Below are 17,362 nucleotides of genomic sequence, written 5' to 3'. Positions count from 1 at the left end.
TCGTTCAATCCAACGACTCGCCTTCCAGCTTGTTCAAACGGTTTACCAACGTTTGTCTCCAGCTGTCCGAGAGGGTTGTAATGGCTAGCAAGGCACGAATGCCTTCCGCGTCCTGTTTACCCTGATGCATCACCCGGTTCGCTTCCAGAATTGTCATGGAAGTTAAATCCGTGCTGATTCGTTTGAACACAGACTCTGGCTTCACTTCTCCTTCTTGTAACACACGGAAATAAAAGCCGGTATGTCCACTTTCCTGAAAATATACGGGCAAACCCTTGTAGTCATATCGAGCTGCCAACTTGAAGCAAGGTTGTCTGGGCTGACTAACTTGAACCAGAGCATCACCTAATTGATACACATCGCCAATCCGCACCAGATCCTCTGCACAGCCCTCGACCGTCAAATTTTCGCCACAAGCTCCCCACTCCAGCTTTCGATCCATCAATTGCTCCAGCAATGGATAACGGCTATGGTCATACACACAAACCGCCTTGTCGGGTCCCCCGTGGTGCTCTAGATCAGCCTGAGCATCCCCAGTCATGCCCGTGAATGACAAGAAAACTGGACTAGAAACGGGAGTCTTCACAATTCCGCTCAGCACTTCACGTTTTTGACCAGGCAAAGGTTTAGGCTGACCCACATTTAGAGAAAGGACAGCTGTAGGGCTATCGCCCAATTCGGATGGTTGTGTGAGTTTCATTTGTGCATTCCTCCCTTTCATTGTTCACGGATTATTTAACGGAGCCACCAAAAACGAGTGTGTTGCTTAACAAGCGACCAGGCGAAGTGAGCATTTTACCACCAGCATACATACCTGAAGATGCACCACCATCCAGATTCATCGCTTGCTTCGCTCCAAGCTTCTGCATCACAGCAGCCCATTCCTTCATTGTTGCACCGGAAACGGTTGCCAGAAGAACCGAACCATCGCCCATAATGGCAATTCCACTTCTTGCACCAGAGGCGTTGAGAATTTTCGGATCCTTGAAGCCCTCACTTGCTGGATTAATCGAAATCTTCCCATCCTTGACGAGACGCGGACCGGCACCAACAGCAGTAACAACTTCATCCCAAGGAATTTCCTTGCCTGCTGCATTCGTGTACTTGTAATTCATCTCAACGGTGGAGCCAACTACGAAACGATCGGCGTTCGATTTGTGGCTACCTGTGAAGACCAGAACTGAGCCATTCTTCGGAATGGCAATATTGGTATTCGGTACTTTTTTCGTCACGATCCCTTTCTCGATCACTACTGCTGTACCACCTTTGAACCCAACCTTTGAACCACGCTCGGGCGTATACAGCATCGTAATGCTTGCATTTGCTGAAGGGGTTCTGTTAATAAAGGTAGCGTACCAACTGCGGGATTTGCCTTCTGGCGTCGTTACCATGCCTGTTAAGTTCACACGAAGTGAATCCATAATAGCTGTGCCATCTTCTTTAAAACCAATGCTTGTACCGTATCTTCCTATATGTATTACTTTACCATTCGCTATTAACATGCCATATGGATCTGGAGCACCATTATAAGCCTCAAAGAAAGCTCCGTTAATCGCGGCTTGCGCCCCATACGCTTTGACAATGGAAGGCAATGTTGCGGTCTGTCCTACCTGCTTTTTCGCTAATCCTACTGTCACTGGTGTGCCTTTTGGAATACTAACCGTTTGCACGGTGAAACTTCGTCCTGCTGCTTTTACTTTCTGCACTTTTGTACTGATTGCTGCTTTGGCTTCGACTGTCTGTGGAGCACTTACTGCCCCTGACAATAATACCGGTAAAGCCAGGACAAGAGCCATAGCTCCTGTCCACCATCTCTTACTTGATCTTCGTGTTTGAATACTGCTCACCCTATTGCCACTCCCATCCAAGAGCCAAGGCTCTTCATCTCAAGTTGTTCAAACTTGTCCATCACCATATCCGGATCCAGACGTAATTCACACATATCCAGTGCACATGCAACTGGAACCGCGCAGTGAATCTCTGCTAATTTGCGGGACAGATGAAGCATGTCCAGATCATTCTCAATTTTTTTGCGTACCGAAGGTGTAAGCTTATCCAAGTTGTCCAGAATCCCTTCGATTGAATCATACTCCTGAACAAGCTTCAGTGCCGTCTTCTCACCAATGCCTCGAACCCCTGGATAATTGTCACTTGCATCCCCCATCAAGCCCTTCATATCAATGACCTGGCGAGGTGTAAGTTGTTTCTCCGCCATTAGCGACTCTGGTGTGTACACCATGTAGTTGCCATGACCTTTTTTCATAATAATAATGCTTGTACGATCATTAATCAGTTGCAACATGTCATGATCACCCGTCAGTACCATTACATTCATGTCTGTCTGCTCTGTGTAATATTTCGCTAACGTGCCAATGCAATCGTCAGCCTCATATCCAGCTGCTCCAATGTTCGGAATATTCAGACTATCCATGACTTCGCGAATTAACTCAAACTGCGGAATTAGATCATTTGGAGCTTCGGGACGATTGCCTTTGTAAGCGGCGTACTCTTCGCCACGAAACGTCTTTCCACCCATATCCCAACAACAGATGACGTGACTTGGCCCAAAGGTCTGAACCGCATCCCAGAAATAACGGATAAATCCGTAAACTGCATTGGTGGGCAAGCCTGCCTTTGTACGTCTAATATATCCGCTTGCAGATGTTGCGTAAAATGCCCGGAACAACACTGCCATACCGTCTACTAGCAACAAAGTAGGTTCATTACGTTGATTCACTTGTGTTTACTCTCTCCTATCTTGTGTGTAACCAATAAAATAAAATGCAAAAAGAACTCTATCATTATATCATAGTTCTACCACTTATCGGTCAGCCAAAAAAGCCCTGAATTCTTAACATTCAGGGCCGCGATTTTACCACCTTTACAGTTACGGTAGAATCCAAGTTATCCGCAGTTCTTAGCGGTTATTCCACCCCTGCTCATACGTATCTTCCTTGAAGCCCACGGTGACCTTGTCTCCATCCGTTACAATGGGACGTTTGATGAGACGACCATTCGAAGCTAGCAGACGAATCTGCTCTTCGGCCGACATGCCCGGCAACTTATCCTTCAGCTGCTGCTCTTTGTAGACCTCTCCGCTGGTATTGAAAAATTTCTTAACCTCAAGTCCGCTCTTCTGGATCAAATCTGTAAGCTCAGCTTCAGTAGGTGGGTTATCAAAAATAGGAATTAACTCTAGCTGATGCTCTTGTGCCTCCAGCCACTTCACTGCTTTGCGGCATGTCCCGCATTTGGCGTACTGATATACTTTTAATTGACTCATTGCTGTTCCTCCTATGCTCCGGTATCGTTTTCTCGCTTCCCTTGGTTTGCTTTGCAAATCCAAAAGTCGCTCGAAATCGATACCATCGCATTGCAGTTTTTACTTCATAAGTGATCCATTTTTTAAATCCGATCCTCTCTGGGTTGCGCTTCAGCATCAAGTCGTTTCTCCAACGCTGCCAGATCTGGGGGCAATGGTGCCTGGAATGTCATCCGCTGCTTCAGAATAGGATGGTCGAACGATAATTCGTAGGCATGTAACGCTTGACGATCAATCCACCCATCTCGCTCGTTTCGCATCGCCTCTGTCTCAGCATCGATTCTATCGCTTGGCAATGTCTTATACATCCGATCGCCAATTAGCGGACAACCAATGGATGTCATATGCACACGAATTTGATGGGTTCGGCCACTCTCCAGTTTCAGATTCACAACACTAGCGCTGCCATTTCCCCATGTGGTTACCACTTTGTACAGGGTTCTTGCGGCATATCCATCAGGTGTGACAATTCGGCGGTGAGGCTCTTCTGGATCGCGATCAATCGGTCCATCTACTTCACCTTGCGCCTCACTGGGGCAACCATGCATAATAGCCATATACTTTTTATCAACCGTTCCCGCAATCATCTGCTCCGACACGTGCTGGTGCACATAAGGGTTTTTGGCTATCGCCAGCACACCTGATGTCTCCTGATCCAGACGATGAATCGGACGGAAGCGGAAGCGCTCTGCTTTGGACTTCCAATAATGGACAACGCCATTGGCTAGCGTGCCTGTATAATGCCCATGCGTGGGATGTACGATAATGCCCGAATCCTTGTTGACAATAAGCAGATGCTCATCTTCATATAAAATGTTAAAGGGTAGCTCTTCTGGCAAAATGTCATCCGATTCTTCTTGCTCCATTCGCACTTCGAGTCGATCCCCCGCGGATACCTTCACGCTGATATACACACGCTCTCCGTTTAACATGATTCCTTGTTCCGTGAGCTTCAATCTCGACAAAAGTTTACGGGATATTTGCAGCCGCCGCTGTAGCACGGTCTTCAGTAGCCAGCCATCCTCCTGCTCAGGAATCGTATAAACAAGCGGCGAATAATACAGGCTCATTCTTTGCGGCGGAACACTTTTTTGCTCCGCACATATTCAATATCAGCGACCTGTTGTCTCGCATTGGCTGTCCGTGCAACCACGAAGAAATAATCTGATAAACGGTTTAAATAACGTCTTACCGATGGATTAATATCGGTATGTTGGCCAAGGGTAACTGCGCGGCGTTCCGCACGACGACATACAGTACGGCATACATGCAGTGCAGACGATAGCTGACTTCCCCCCGGCAAAATGAAACGTTCTACCTTTGGATTCTCCGCATCATACATGTCAATCCATTGTTCCAATCTAGTAACCATCTCATCCCGCACTTTATATTTTGTCTCACTAATTCTTACAAAAGCGAGATCTGATCCACAGTCAAACAACTCCTGTTGTACTTCAAGCAAATGCTCACGGAGATCCTCGAATTGTCCTGTTGCATGATCAATTAAACTGATTGCCTGTCCCACAAAACAATTCAGTTCATCAATTGTTCCATATGCCTCTACTCGATCATCATCCTTGATGACCCGTCCACCAATCACTGATGTTTGACCTTCGTCACCTGTTCGTGTGTATATGCCCATGCTAATCCCTCCAATTGTTATTGATTCGCGCGGTAGAATATTCGGGTTATTAGTAATGCGAATATTCCTTAACTTCAACTTAACCAGTATACTTGACCACCATAAGATACGGAAATGCATTTTTTTCAGAAACCGCTTGGAAGCTTGCCACGTATATTGAATTGAGTTGTAATGCTGAGTATACATGAAATTGATAAACCCCTATAAAAAAGGAGACGATGATGCAAAACTGGATAACCGATTTCATGGAACAGTATGGATACATAGGAATCGCGCTGATAATTGCCCTTGAGAATGTATTTCCGCCCATTCCTTCTGAGATTATTTTGCCATTCGGCGGATTTATGACTACGTATACTAGCCTCACACTGCCTGGCGTTATTATTGCTGCAACGATCGGATCTGTACTTGGAGCTATCATTTTATATGCCATTGGACTGTTAATTGATGTGAATCGATTGGAGAAAATTGTAGACCGCTGGGGTCATATTCTACGTATCAAAAAAGAGGACATTCATCGTGTAGACGCATGGTTCGATAAATACGGGATGTGGACTGTCTTGTTCTGTCGTATGATTCCTCTTGTTCGCAGCTTAATCTCCATCCCTGCCGGTATGTCCAATATGAAGTTTGGATTATTCGTGCTTTTTACCACAATCGGTACATTCGTATGGAATATTATTCTTGTTTCTGTTGGAGCCGCACTTGGAGCATCATGGGAAAGTATTCTGAGCTTTATGGATGTGTACTCCCTTGTGATTTACATCATTCTGGCAATCCTTATTGTAGGATACATAATTTGGTGGATCAAACGGAGTAGAGCTCGGAATTAAGCTGTGTTTTAGAACTCCTAGAACCCTGTGTTTATTTAAGATACGCTCTAATGTAAGTTACTTGAGGGATGGGGCTGATTAACTCTTTCCTCGTTTACTCTCACTAGTGCCCCTATCAAGAAAGACGTGCCATCTCCTATAGACGGCACGTCTTTCTTTATTAAACGTCCATTATGTAGCCTTTGCCATGACTCGTATGTTATAAGACGACTTATTCATAACGTACTGAACGTGCCTTAAGCTCCATCGCTAGACCAGATACGAGCATGTAGACTTGTTCAGAGTGCGCTTGAAGTGCACGATTCACAGATGCCATTCTTGCAGCAAAGATACGCTCTTCTTCCGTTGGGTTCAGTGAACCATGCATTTCATTGGTGATAACAAGCATCTTCCCTTGATAAGACAACATGGCATCCAGCAATCGCTGCGTTTCTACACGTTGTTCATCCAAATCGTCATTCGTTCTAAAACCAGCAACCATCCACGAGGTTAAACTATCCACGATTATAATCCGACGATCTGCCAGAAATAAATTAGATTCTCGATTAATCTGATGAATAACTTCCGTCAGATGTTGACCATTCCCAGCTTCAATGACACGATAGTGAGCGGATGGAAATTCCGGAATGATCGCTTCATGATCGCCAGTGGATAAATAGATGCCTTCCCGGCTGATCTCCGCCGCATAACCAAGGGCAAACTTCGTTTTACCACTACCTATACCCCCAGTGACCGTAATCAACAATCCGCTCCCCTCCTTCCATAGCTAGGCTTCACACCTATTACTCTGTTAATGCCTTCAGTACTTTCTTCGATTCTTCAATATTTGAAGCCGACACTGGAATGGTTGCAAATAAATTTTTCGCAGCATACTGCACTTCTTGGAACATCTTCATATCTTCAAGCGGAATTCCATAGAGATGTGTTTCTTTTTTGATATCAGATCCATCATCTCCTGTGTCATTTTCAACAAAAACTCCACCTTCAAATACTCCTCGCTCGTATTTCTCTTGATCGAATGTATCATCTAAAGACACGTTTGAGCCATTGTTGCCGTATTGCTTCATGTCTGCTTCAGGCAGTATAAAAATATCATGCCCACCTGCGGCATATTCTACCAGGATTTTCTGTACATCATACATCGCACTAGTGACAACCTCTACTTTAGGCTCTTCACCTAGTTTTTGCTGCAAATTCGCCTGTAGTTGTTCTGAAATAACGGACGGATCCCCCTGGTTATCAATAATAAAAATCGTGAATCCACTCTTTCCTCCACAACCAGTAAGCACCAAAATTATGGAGATGATTGCCATTAGACCCCAAACTCTTTTCATTCCAGCTCCCCCTTTTGTCTCCTATGTCCAATATATCACAATTGTTCCACGCAAAAAAATAAGTACGCCTTCTAAGGCTATGATTCGACTCATGCCACAAAAAAGAGACCCCTTCGGGTCTCTCTACAGCCAATTACGTAACGTTTCGATAGAATGCAACAACAATCTATATTGCATATACCCGGCAAGATATCATTTGCTTTTGATCGGATTAGCTTTCATGTACTCGTTAATCTTCAGATCAAGCAAACTGCTGATCTCAATAACGATGTCAGAAGTGAATGATTTTTCTTCAAGGAAGATCTGCTCCATCTTCAGACGCAGCAGATGAATTTCATCTTCCAAGGAAATGTCATGCAATGATGCGTGATCTCGTTTCACCGACCATCGGTCGCCATGATCGCCTTCAGCCAGATATTGTCCACGATTAGTCGGTAACTCATATTCAACACAAAACAAGCTAACCCCTCCTTGGAAAATGTTCTTCCGAATGTTAAATGCTAGAAAAAGTTATTTCAAATTGAAATTATATCACAATAATTTGTAAAAGAAAGTCATTTTTTCTAATATAACAAATTGTATCATTCGGGTATCCTTTTCTAACCATATAAAAGAATCCTCTTACTTATTAACCCTCTTTTTGTATCTTGTAAACAAAATTTCCGATTCGTTCCAGTGCTTCGTTCAATTGAGTCACTGAAGTTGCATAGGAACAACGAAGGAAACCTTCACCTTGTGGGCCAAACACATTACCAGGTACAGCAGCAACCTTATTTTCTGTGAGCAATCGTTCAGCAAAAACATCAGAAGTTAGGCCTGTCTTTTGAATACTCGGGAATGCATAAAACGCACCCTGTGGTTCATGACAGTCTAATCCAATATCGCGGAACCCCTGTACGATCAGCCTTCTGCGCTGATTATAGGACTCCACCATTCTGTCCTTCTCACCTAATCCGTTCGTTAAAGCTTCAAGTGCAGCCACTTGGCCCATCGCAGGAGCACACATAACCGTATACTGATGGATTTTGAGCATTGCCGCAATAAGCTCTGGGTGTCCGCACATGTATCCGATCCGCCAGCCAGTCATAGCAAATGCTTTGGAGAATCCACTGACTAGAATTGTACGTTCCTTCATATCAGGGATTGAAGCGAAGCTAACGTGTTTTTGCGTATATGTCAACTCAGCATATATCTCGTCAGCAATGACGATAAGATCATGCTTCTTGATCACTTCAGCAATCGGAAGCCATTCTTCATACGTCATAATTGCTCCGGTTGGATTACTTGGATAACACAAAATCACAACTTTGGATTTGGGCGTAATGCTTGCCTCAAGTGCTTCCGCTGTCACTTTGAATTGATCTTTGGCATAGGTCTCAACGCCAACAGGCACACCCCCACCAATTGAAGCAATGGGTGAATATGCTACATAAGATGGTTCTGGAATCAGAATTTCGTCTCCAGGTACGATCAAGGCCCGCAATGCGAGGTCAATCGCTTCACTGCCGCCAACCGTTACGATAATTTCGTCCTTCGGATCATACTTTGTATCGAATTGGGTATGCAAATAATCGCTGATGGCTTCTCTCAGCTTCGGCATACCGGCATTTGACGTATAACTGGTCATGCCTCTTTCCAATGAATACACACAAGCTTCTCTCATGTGCCATGGCGTAACAAAGTCCGGTTCCCCTACGCCAAGTGTAATGATGTCTTTATTATCACCAACCAGATCAAAAAACTTACGAATTCCGGATGGCGGTATCTGCTGAACCAAAGGTGCCAGATACGAAGTCATTTTCTTGTTATTCCCTGTTGTCTGTTCATTCACTATCATGACACATCTTCCTTTACGGCGAGATCATGAGACGGTTGTCTTCCTGATGGTCTTCAAAAATAATCCCGTCCTGCTTATATTTTTTAAGAATAAAATTCGTTTTGGTGGAGAGTACTGAATCAATTGGAGACAGTTTCTCGGATACAAAATTAGCAACTTCACGAAGGTTGCCACCTTCAACTTCAACGAGCAAATCATATGCTCCCGACATGAGATAAACCGATTTTACTTGAGGATACAAGTAGATTCGTTCAGCAATACCTTCGAATCCCCGACCACGCTCTGGCGTAATCTGTACTTCGATCAGTGCTGTGACTTTCTCATCATCAATTTTGCTCCAGTTAACGACCGTTGCGTATTTGACGATGACGTGCTCTTGCTCCAGCTGTGCGACGACATTCTTAATCTTATCTTCCGACTCTCCGAGCAGCGTAGACAGCAGCGCGGGAGTCCTTCTCGCGTCTTCCTTCAACAGATTCAGAACTTTCAATTGCAGGTCGTTCAAATCCTTCATGTGTTTCCCTCCAGCGTCATCCAAGTTCCTTAACGTACGTGTTCGAGCTATCTCTTCAATGAATTAATACTTATATTACATGAATTTAACGTTGATGCAAAGACAAAAACCGCCTGCCTTGAATTCAGGCAAGCGGTGGTATGGTCTTTATACAGGCTTGTGCTTCAAACCCCTTTTCCAGAGGTTACATGTAATAAGGATTACTGTAACTAGGCTGATGCTGAGGCACATTAGGTGCCTGGCTGTATGGACTGCTTTGCGTGTTCTTCTCCTGAATGAATTGCTGACATTTCTGCTGTGTCTGCTGTGCAGATTGGAGCTGCTTATCAACATCTGAACGTAGGGCTTTGGACGATGCAGAATACATGTTGTTTTGTTGCATCAGATTGAACAATTCACCCTGTAAACGCAAAGTATCATTCGTCAGATCATTGAACATTTTACGAACTGTAGGACAGGAAGCTTCCGTAGTTGCTGTCGTATATTCCCGTGAAGTTCGTCTCAAATCTGCAAGAATCGACTTCAACAAGTCTTGTTCTTGCATAAAATTCCCACTGGATGACAAAGATTGTGTGTACACGTATTTTCCTCCTAAGCATTAAAATCACTTGCTAACGGTTTGAGGTTTATTGCGACTGGGAAGGTGCAAGAGATTGATGTTGGTGCAGAGCCTGGATCAGCGTGTTCAAATGTTGTTCATGGGCGCGAACATATTGGTTCAATGCTTGCCCAATCTGTGGTTGGTGTGAGATGGATGCTGTAGCAGCACACTGTTTAATCAACATTTCTTCATTGGAGATTGAATCCGCAATATAGTTCAGTTCTTTTGGGCTCAGTGCTTGCATTTGTGAATATTGCATGTATGTCTGACCTCCTTAACCTAAAGTTTATGCGAATTTATTGTTACCTTGTCCTGAAAAAGTATACTTCATTAAATGAACCGAGGTGGTCTATTGTGGAACTCATTAACGGAACAACGTACTGGCCAACCACGTTCCAATCGACACGTAATTATCCAGCTCTAGAAGAGAACCTTACCTGTGATTGCCTCATTGTTGGCGGTGGAATGGCTGGAGCATTATCGGCCAAGCTTCTGACCGATCGTGGAATTCAAACCATCCTCATTGACAAGAGAGAGATCGGGCATGGCAGTAGTATGGCGAATACGGGCTTACTCCAATATACAAATGATAAGACGCTGACCTCCTGTATCCAGACATTTGGAGAACAGACAGGAGTACGATTTTATGAGTTGTGTCGAGATGCAATGAAGCAGTTAGCCGAAATTGCACAAAAGCTTGAAATTGATCCTTGGTTTGCGCCTCGCACAAGTCTATATTGTGCAACTGATGAGGAAGATGTAGCTATGCTTGAGGAGGAATATCGCAATCTGAAGCATTACGGATTCGATGTAGAGTTCTGGAATGAAGACAAGATTCGTTCCGTGTTCCCTTTCAGCAAACGAGCTGCATTGTATACGAGTGGTGATGCGGAGGTTAATCCGTATCGCTTGGTTCACTCACTCATTGACTGGGCCTCAAATCAGGGAGCCAAAGTCTTCGCTCATACCCCCATGACCCATTGTGATTACAATGAGGATGGAGTGGTATGTTATACGCCACAAGGAACAATTCGTGCCAATCATGTTATTTTCTCTACAGGATATGAAACGCAAGAGATCAAGAATGATCGCGGGGCATATCTGAAGAGCACTTACGCCATTGCCACCAAACCACTGAAGGATCTCAGTAGCTGGCATGAACAATGCATGATATGGGAAACTGCCAGACCTTATCTATACATGCGCACAACACCAGATGGACGAATTATTGCAGGTGGACTTGATGAGGAACGCCCGCGTGAGGATCAACGAGCGATCAAAGCAGCTCATAAAGGTGACATTTTACTGCAACAGATTGCGGAATATTTCCCTTTATCCGACCTTGAAGTAGATTATGCTTGGGAAGCGGTCTTTGGTAGCACGCATGATGGGCTCCCCCTAATTGGAGCGCATCCAGATTACCCACATTCATATTTTGTAGAAGGGTATGGTGGCAACGGGACAGTGTACAGCATGATTGGCGCAAGGCTAATTACGGAGCTCATTGCTACGGGTGTGAAGAACCCCGACTTGGATCTATTTTCACTCACAAGAACCAGCAAACCTTCTCCCGTCTAACAGGAGTAAACATTCAAAGATAGTAATGGAAATTAGGCTAGACAATAGTTGCATTTGAAGCAGCTACATATAAAACTGATACAAAAAAGGTACATTCATAGGAGTTACATCCTTGAACGTACCTTTTCTGTTTTTACCATCTTTACCATAAATACAGAAAGCAATGGCGTTCTCATACTGTCAGCACCACACTATGGAGAGGCATAATCTATGTCTACTCCATGGCCTTAGATTTATGACGATGTTGTACCTTTTCCTTCAGTATGTCTTAACATCTTACGCATAAAGACCCAACCGATTAGCGGAAAAGCTCCTAAGATGATAATTAACCAAGTTAGCGTTCGCAGTGAAGGCTCATTCATGACGGTTAGAATAAAGACCCCCAATCCAAACAGCCGACCAATCATCAGGGAAAGTTCTCTTAATACGACAAGTTCTACTCTTTTCTCGACATTTTCATCACTCGTGCCCATCATATCAAAACCCGCTGAGATCATCGGCAAAATGTACAATGGCATCGCAAAGGCACTCCCGATTCCCATAATCAACAGCGTACCATAGGTCACTTTCCAGAGAAGTGGCATCAAAACAATGAACAGCAATATGGCTCCAATGAGCATTCCCTTAGCTCTATACTGTGGCTTAAACCATTTGCCTGCTGCCCAATAACTTACAAGTGCTACTGCAGAAGTGATGAGAGAAAACTGCCCTAGTTTGTACTCCTGAGCAGTTGCTACATAGACCAGCAAAGCGATTAAGAATGCGAATACACCCTCACGCACCCCCTGAGCAAATAAACCTAAAGCAAGCGGCCTCCAAGGACTATGCGGTTTAGATAGCTGGAGCCAAGGCTCCGACCAGCGGTATGTACCGCTCACCTTTCTTTTTTTGAGAAAGAAACTGAATACAACTGCAATCACATAAATAACCAGAGACACCGTAAAAATAAGGCGGTATCCCGTATTATCCGTCATTCGAGAAATAACCAGACCAGAGAACCATGGCCCGATAATACCTGTCATCGATCCTAACAGGCCAACCCAGCCATTAAATAAATCCCGGTTATCGCGATCCGTTATCTCAAAATATACAACGTTAAATGCAATCCAGAATAGACCTAATGCACATCCTAAAAGTATGCCCAGAGGCCAAATCCAGTCTACAGCGCTAGAACCAACCCAGAGAACTGTCATATAAAAGAGCCCTGATAATGCTGTTCCTAGTCGTAAAGCACTCATTTTGTTATGTTCCTTGACCCATTTACCAGCAATCCAAAATGTGAGCCCGATGGCAAGTTGCTGACTGACAGTAAACCAACCCAACATAGCGTAGTCTGGCCGGCTCTTCCACAAGTACACATTCAGAAACGTTCCCGATAGAGCACCCGCTAACACAAACAATCCATTCACGCCCAAAAGCAGAATGGATTGTCGACCCAAAGAGATCTTCATCTGCTCCCTCCTTTATCCACCTGAAGTGAGCACTTTACAGGTAGGTCTCAGGTTTAACGTACCCCAAGCGCTAGGAAAACATGATGAATCTTTGGCGTGCTATAAAATTTTATTTTGATCGAGCTTTAGAAAATGATTTATTTCTTCGCACTCAAATTCTGAATCAGACGAAGACGATCATCCTCTGAGAGACTGTATTGAACCTGGAAACATCCTGAGCAGACATACATCTGCACTGTGAACGGAGGTGACAACAAATCACCTGTTCCCTTAGCACCATTCGGAACAGACGTGAAGTTCGCCTGGTCTGCTTGTTGAGTACCTGCTAACAGCATGAACTCACGACAGTGTGGGCATTCTGGGACTTCTTCCTGATGATCGAGTTGCTTCTCAACACCTTCTTCGTATTGGATCAGATCATTCCCTTCATCCGCATACTTAGTTAGTGTGCGCAATTCAGGTAGTTTCAGTTCTACCTCATCGCCCCATAAATCAGAAATATCCGTCCCTTGATTATCGTGCACCTCATCATCCTCGTAGACATCCGTTTCGTTGTCAATCTCCTCTTCGTCTCCGATGTTAATGTTAAGTGTACGATATCCGTTTAGTTCATTGTGACAATGTGGGCACTCTTCTTCAGGTCCCAGCTCCTCATCCCATACAATCTCCGTGTGACACCAAGGGCAAATTGTTGTTTCCATATCTAATCAACCTTTCTCTTTCTGTATAACCATCAAGTATTCATAACATAAATGACACCAATAGTGAAAAATACAATGGATGCAGCAAACAAAATTCGAATTAACAGTTTCATGCCGCAAGACCTCCTACATGATGCTCGCGCCAATAACAAAGGATAGCGAGACCGAGATAATCATGGAAATCAGTCCAACCGCCCGGTTATCCGCTTCAATTTCTTTATCAATGGAGAACACTGGGGTCAAAAATTCAAATAAAAAGTAGGCAACAAGCAGGAGAATAAACCCTAGAAATGACCACGTCATGGCTTCATAGACTGAAGATTTGGCTTGTATACAGAAACGAAGCACGTTACATATGCCAAAAATTTTGCCACCTGTTGCCATAGCAACCGCAATATTTCCCTTCTTAATCTCATCCCAGCACTTGTACTTGGTAACCAGTTCGAAGCAAGCGAGAAAAATGAGAAGCTCCATAATGGCTACCGAAAAAAAACCGAGCACCATCCCCAAGGGATGGGACAGCAATTGGTCAATCGTCCCTTTCACGCACGGTTCCCCTTCCCGCTTCCGCATTCAAAGCTGACTAAGAATGCGGAAATTCAATGATTCATGGCATGGGCTAGCTACTCCAGTTCTGCTACGGTAACACCGTTTCCGCCTTCCCCATAATTACCCAGCCGATAACTTTTAATATGTCTATGCTTACGCAGATAATCCTGAATACCGGAACGTAAAATTCCTGTTCCTTTACCATGGATAATGTATACCTGACCCAGATTCGCAAGGAACGCTTCGTCGATAAAACGATCCGTTTCCATCAGAGCTTCCTCCAGATTGGAACCGCGCAGATCCAGCTCGCTCTTGACATTATCATCACGAGTTCGTTTCATTCCGGTCACAGGTTTTTGTTTGGGTGTCACTACAGTTGAAGCAGACTGCTTCAGCTCAAGATCATTCAGTGATACTTTCATTTTCATAATACCAAGCTGTACCACGGCTTCCTTGCTTCCAGACATCTCAACAACATGGCCTTTCTGATTCAAGCTATACACTAATACCTCATCACCTGGGCCAATAGCACGAGCCTTCGGAGCGGATGCCGTGCGTTTAACGGTCTTCTTCCGTTTCTCCGGTTCAGCTTCATCCAATTGTTTACGAGCAGCAATTAGCTTGTGCTCCTTAACCGATGCACCTTCTTCCATAGCGAGCTGACGCAGATCAGCAATAATTTTCTCTGCTTCTGCTCTAGCTTTGTCCACAATCAGGCGCGCATCTTCTTCTGCCTTCTCAATCCGGCGGTCACGCTGCTGTTCCAGCTTCTCCAGTTCGGATTGATGTCGGCTACGCAGCTTCTCCATGTCTGCACGTAAATGCTCCGCCTTCTCACGCTCTTGCTCAGCTGTCAGTCGATTTTCCTCCAGTGAAGCAATCATATTCTCCACTCGCTGATCCTCTTCCTTCACCTCACCACGAGCATAATCCAGAATGTTGCTTGGAAGCCCAAGACGTTCCGCAATGGCAAAGGCATTACTCCGACCAGGAACACCAACAAGCAAACGATACGTTGGACTTAACGTATTCACATCAAATTCCATACTCGCATTGATAACGCCCTTGCGTTCATAAGCATAAGCCTTCAGCTCACTATAATGCGTTGTAGCTACCATACGACAACCGGTCTGGTGCATATGTTCCAGAATGGAAATCGCTAGTGCCGAACCTTCGGCCGGATCTGTTCCCGCTCCAAGCTCATCCAGTAGAACAAGGCTTTTCGTCGTCATGTTTTTCAAAATCCGAATAATGTTTGTCATATGGCTAGAGAATGTACTTAGGTTCTGTTCAATGCTCTGTTCGTCTCCAATATCGGCATAGATCGCATCAAATACACAGAGTTGACTGCCATCTTCAGCAGGGACAAACAATCCAGACATCGCCATCAGACTGAGCAGTCCAATCGTTTTTAGCGTGACTGTTTTACCACCTGTATTCGGCCCTGTGACAATAATCGATGTATAATCATTGCCTAATTCAATATCCGTAGGTACAACATTTTCAATGGCAATTAGGGGGTGACGCCCCTTCTTCAGCTTAATGAAGCCGCGATCATTCATCCGTGGTAAGGTTGCCTTCAGTTCGCGAGCTAAACGTGACTTCGCAAATATGAAATCAAGCGTCCCCAATAGATCGACATCATCCAACAGCCATTCTGCCTGCTCGCTGACAAGGGCGGTCAATTTTTGCAAAATAACTTCAATTTCGCGCTCTTCCCGAATTCGAGTCTCACGTAATTTGTTATTCATCGCAACAATTGATTCCGGCTCAATAAACAGAGTCGCACCTGAACCCGACTGATCGTGTACAATTCCTCCGAAGTAAGAACGATACTCTGCTTTTACTGGGATTACAAAGCGATCTCCACGAATGGTAATCAACTGATCCTGTAACATTTTAGATACCGTTGAAGAGCGAATCATGGAATCCAGCTTCTCCCTGATCCGAGCTTCGCCGCCCCGAAGTTCGCGACGAATCTGTGCAAGCGTGACGCTCGCACTATCAGCAACTTCAGCATTATCTTCAATACAGCTACGAATTTCATCTTCTAGTGCTTTTTGCTCGGACAACTGGTCACTAATGAAGAACAGTGACTCCACTTTTTCATCTTCATGAAGTGTAGCAATTTGCCGCTTGAGTCTACGTGAAGCAAGAGTAGTGTTCGAAATTCCGAGAAGTTCATGTGGGTTCAAGGTGCCCCCAATTTCTGAACGTTTAATGGAGGCTGTAATGTCAACAATGCCACCGAAAGATGGCGAACCCTTCAATCGATCAAACTTAAAGGCTTCGTCCGTTTGCTGCAGTAATCTTTTCACTTCTTCTAGGTCACCAATCGGCTCCAGAGTATCCGCTTTCTTCTTGCCCATTGTCGTTTGAGCAAAGCCTTGCAATGTATTTAAAATTTTGCGGTATTCCAATGTGTGTAAAATTTTCGTATCCAAGTGTACAACTCCTTCCAAACTATAACTGTATTATAGCGAAAGAAACTTTCTAACGCTATTTAACGAATCCTTCCACACATAAGTTATGACATTAAGCCACAAACTACAGGTGTCAGGATTTTGCAACGTCCCCAAGCGAACAGGATGCTCAATGCATAATCCGATCTGAAATATAAGGAGGTAAACACGTTGAACTTCTTGGGACATGTTGTACGATTCATTATCGCAGCCATTGTACTAATGGTCGTCAGTTGGATTGTACCTGGTTTTGCCGTTGGTGGTTTCTTGAGCGCCCTTATGCTAGCTCTGGTCATTGCCCTTCTTGGTTGGATCATTGAAGGTGTCTTTGGTAAAAGGGTTTCTCCCTTCGGCCGTGGAATCGTTGGCTTCATTGTCAGTGCACTTGTGATCTGGTTAGGTCAATACGTTGTCGATCACGTTGAAGTCAGCCTGCTTGGAGCCATTTTAGCCGCACTGGTTATCGGGATTATCGATTTATTCATCCCTGTATCCACACCGTTTGAAGCAGGGCGTGAATCCAACAAACGATCGTAAG

20 protein-coding genes are annotated in these 17,362 nt (G+C 44.5%); 3 read left to right on the top strand and 17 right to left on the bottom strand.

What is annotated here, in order from left to right:
- Positions 1-4: 4 nt before the first annotated feature.
- From J2T19_RS11035 to J2T19_RS11010, 6 genes are all read right to left on the bottom strand, one after another.
- Positions 5-700: an MOSC domain-containing protein gene (locus tag J2T19_RS11035; protein WP_307215609.1), complete on the bottom strand. Its 696-nt coding sequence runs from the start codon at positions 698-700 to the stop codon at positions 5-7.
- A gap of 31 nt (positions 701-731) precedes the next feature.
- A complete protein-coding gene (locus J2T19_RS11030) occupies positions 732-1,847 on the bottom strand; it encodes a phosphodiester glycosidase family protein (protein WP_307215607.1) in 1,116 nt (371 codons plus the stop codon).
- Positions 1,844-2,737, bottom strand: a complete 894-nt coding sequence (locus J2T19_RS11025) for a 5'-3' exonuclease (protein WP_307215605.1) — start codon at positions 2,735-2,737, stop codon at positions 1,844-1,846. Before J2T19_RS11025 ends, J2T19_RS11030 begins: the two co-directional genes overlap by 4 nt.
- Positions 2,738-2,917: 180 nt before the next feature.
- Positions 2,918-3,283, bottom strand: coding sequence for an arsenate reductase family protein (locus J2T19_RS11020; protein ID WP_307215603.1), 366 nt, complete (start codon positions 3,281-3,283; stop codon positions 2,918-2,920).
- Between the two features lie 122 nt (positions 3,284-3,405).
- On the bottom strand, positions 3,406-4,392 hold the full coding sequence (locus J2T19_RS11015; protein ID WP_307215601.1) for an RluA family pseudouridine synthase: 987 nt from the start codon (positions 4,390-4,392) through the stop codon (positions 3,406-3,408).
- Positions 4,389-4,964 carry a cob(I)yrinic acid a,c-diamide adenosyltransferase gene (locus tag J2T19_RS11010; protein WP_145047973.1) on the bottom strand — a complete coding sequence of 192 codons (576 nt, stop codon included), beginning with the start codon at positions 4,962-4,964 and terminating at the stop codon, positions 4,389-4,391. Before J2T19_RS11010 ends, J2T19_RS11015 begins: the two co-directional genes overlap by 4 nt.
- A 221-nt stretch (positions 4,965-5,185) precedes the next feature.
- On the opposite strand from J2T19_RS11010, the gene J2T19_RS11005 reads away from it, so the two are divergent.
- Entirely contained in the window at positions 5,186-5,797 is a 612-nt protein-coding gene (locus tag J2T19_RS11005; RefSeq protein WP_307215598.1) for a DedA family protein, read from the top strand.
- Between the two features lie 211 nt (positions 5,798-6,008).
- On the opposite strand, the gene J2T19_RS11000 is transcribed toward J2T19_RS11005, so the two are convergent.
- From J2T19_RS11000 to J2T19_RS10970, 7 genes are all read right to left on the bottom strand, one after another.
- Positions 6,009-6,542, bottom strand: coding sequence for a bifunctional adenosylcobinamide kinase/adenosylcobinamide-phosphate guanylyltransferase (locus tag J2T19_RS11000; RefSeq protein ID WP_307215597.1), 534 nt, complete (start codon positions 6,540-6,542; stop codon positions 6,009-6,011).
- A gap of 37 nt (positions 6,543-6,579) precedes the next feature.
- Positions 6,580-7,131 (bottom strand): type 2 periplasmic-binding domain-containing protein, encoded by a 552-nt coding sequence (locus tag J2T19_RS10995; protein WP_307215595.1) that lies wholly within the window; start codon positions 7,129-7,131, stop codon positions 6,580-6,582.
- Between the two features lie 192 nt (positions 7,132-7,323).
- Positions 7,324-7,545 carry an aspartyl-phosphate phosphatase Spo0E family protein gene (locus tag J2T19_RS10990; protein WP_186380932.1) on the bottom strand — a complete coding sequence of 74 codons (222 nt, stop codon included), beginning with the start codon at positions 7,543-7,545 and terminating at the stop codon, positions 7,324-7,326.
- 214 nt (positions 7,546-7,759) lie between these two features.
- On the bottom strand, positions 7,760-8,968 hold the full coding sequence (locus J2T19_RS10985) for an aminotransferase class I/II-fold pyridoxal phosphate-dependent enzyme (RefSeq protein WP_128101082.1): 1,209 nt from the start codon (positions 8,966-8,968) through the stop codon (positions 7,760-7,762).
- 13 nt (positions 8,969-8,981) lie between these two features.
- Positions 8,982-9,482: an Lrp/AsnC family transcriptional regulator gene (locus tag J2T19_RS10980; protein WP_056698588.1), complete on the bottom strand. Its 501-nt coding sequence runs from the start codon at positions 9,480-9,482 to the stop codon at positions 8,982-8,984.
- A 184-nt stretch (positions 9,483-9,666) separates the two neighbouring features.
- Positions 9,667-10,062: a spore coat protein gene (locus J2T19_RS10975; protein ID WP_307215592.1), complete on the bottom strand. Its 396-nt coding sequence runs from the start codon at positions 10,060-10,062 to the stop codon at positions 9,667-9,669.
- A 46-nt stretch (positions 10,063-10,108) separates the two neighbouring features.
- Positions 10,109-10,342, bottom strand: coding sequence for a hypothetical protein (locus J2T19_RS10970; protein ID WP_056698596.1), 234 nt, complete (start codon positions 10,340-10,342; stop codon positions 10,109-10,111).
- Positions 10,343-10,437: 95 nt separating this feature from the next.
- On the opposite strand from J2T19_RS10970, the gene J2T19_RS10965 reads away from it, so the two are divergent.
- Complete coding sequence (locus J2T19_RS10965) at positions 10,438-11,661, top strand: NAD(P)/FAD-dependent oxidoreductase (RefSeq protein ID WP_307215589.1); 1,224 nt, start codon at positions 10,438-10,440, stop codon at positions 11,659-11,661.
- Positions 11,662-11,894: 233 nt separating this feature from the next.
- Here J2T19_RS10965 and J2T19_RS10960 read toward each other — a convergent pair whose 3' ends face one another.
- From J2T19_RS10960 to J2T19_RS10945, 4 genes are all read right to left on the bottom strand, one after another.
- Complete coding sequence (locus tag J2T19_RS10960) at positions 11,895-13,112, bottom strand: MFS transporter (protein WP_307215587.1); 1,218 nt, start codon at positions 13,110-13,112, stop codon at positions 11,895-11,897.
- A gap of 137 nt (positions 13,113-13,249) precedes the next feature.
- Entirely contained in the window at positions 13,250-13,813 is a 564-nt protein-coding gene (locus J2T19_RS10955) for a hypothetical protein (protein WP_307215585.1), read from the bottom strand.
- A 126-nt stretch (positions 13,814-13,939) separates the two neighbouring features.
- Positions 13,940-14,386: a DUF350 domain-containing protein gene (locus J2T19_RS10950; RefSeq protein WP_128101076.1), complete on the bottom strand. Its 447-nt coding sequence runs from the start codon at positions 14,384-14,386 to the stop codon at positions 13,940-13,942.
- 50 nt (positions 14,387-14,436) lie between these two features.
- A complete protein-coding gene (locus J2T19_RS10945; RefSeq protein WP_307215581.1) occupies positions 14,437-16,806 on the bottom strand; it encodes an endonuclease MutS2 in 2,370 nt (789 codons plus the stop codon).
- A gap of 189 nt (positions 16,807-16,995) precedes the next feature.
- Between J2T19_RS10945 and J2T19_RS10940 the strand changes: the two genes are divergently transcribed.
- On the top strand, positions 16,996-17,361 hold the full coding sequence (locus tag J2T19_RS10940; protein WP_056698612.1) for a phage holin family protein: 366 nt from the start codon (positions 16,996-16,998) through the stop codon (positions 17,359-17,361).
- The last annotated feature ends 1 nt before the right edge of the window (position 17,362 follow it).

Source organism: Paenibacillus tundrae, from assembly GCF_030812775.1.
GTDB classification, from domain to species: Bacteria; Bacillota; Bacilli; order Paenibacillales; family Paenibacillaceae; genus Paenibacillus; species Paenibacillus tundrae_A.
This window is presented reverse-complemented; position numbering and strand designations above follow the sequence as displayed.

What these genes read in the sequence shown, in the direction of transcription:
- J2T19_RS11020 (WP_307215603.1), bottom strand. Translation starts at nt 3,283, where the DNA reads ATGAGTCAATTAAAAGTATATCAGTACGCCAAATGCGGGACATGCCGC.
- J2T19_RS10985 (WP_128101082.1), bottom strand. Translation starts at nt 8,968, where the DNA reads ATGATAGTGAATGAACAGACAACAGGGAATAACAAGAAAATGACTTCG.
- J2T19_RS11035 (WP_307215609.1), bottom strand. Translation starts at nt 700, where the DNA reads ATGAAACTCACACAACCATCCGAATTGGGCGATAGCCCTACAGCTGTC.
- J2T19_RS10960 (WP_307215587.1), bottom strand. Translation starts at nt 13,112, where the DNA reads ATGAAGATCTCTTTGGGTCGACAATCCATTCTGCTTTTGGGCGTGAAT.
- J2T19_RS10950 (WP_128101076.1), bottom strand. Translation starts at nt 14,386, where the DNA reads ATGCGGAAGCGGGAAGGGGAACCGTGCGTGAAAGGGACGATTGACCAA.
- J2T19_RS11010 (WP_145047973.1), bottom strand. Translation starts at nt 4,964, where the DNA reads ATGGGCATATACACACGAACAGGTGACGAAGGTCAAACATCAGTGATT.
- J2T19_RS10995 (WP_307215595.1), bottom strand. Translation starts at nt 7,131, where the DNA reads ATGAAAAGAGTTTGGGGTCTAATGGCAATCATCTCCATAATTTTGGTG.
- J2T19_RS11015 (WP_307215601.1), bottom strand. Translation starts at nt 4,392, where the DNA reads ATGAGCCTGTATTATTCGCCGCTTGTTTATACGATTCCTGAGCAGGAG.
- J2T19_RS10970 (WP_056698596.1), bottom strand. Translation starts at nt 10,342, where the DNA reads ATGCAATATTCACAAATGCAAGCACTGAGCCCAAAAGAACTGAACTAT.
- J2T19_RS11005 (WP_307215598.1), top strand. Translation starts at nt 5,186, where the DNA reads ATGCAAAACTGGATAACCGATTTCATGGAACAGTATGGATACATAGGA.
- J2T19_RS10980 (WP_056698588.1), bottom strand. Translation starts at nt 9,482, where the DNA reads ATGAAGGATTTGAACGACCTGCAATTGAAAGTTCTGAATCTGTTGAAG.
- J2T19_RS10955 (WP_307215585.1), bottom strand. Translation starts at nt 13,813, where the DNA reads ATGGAAACAACAATTTGCCCTTGGTGTCACACGGAGATTGTATGGGAT.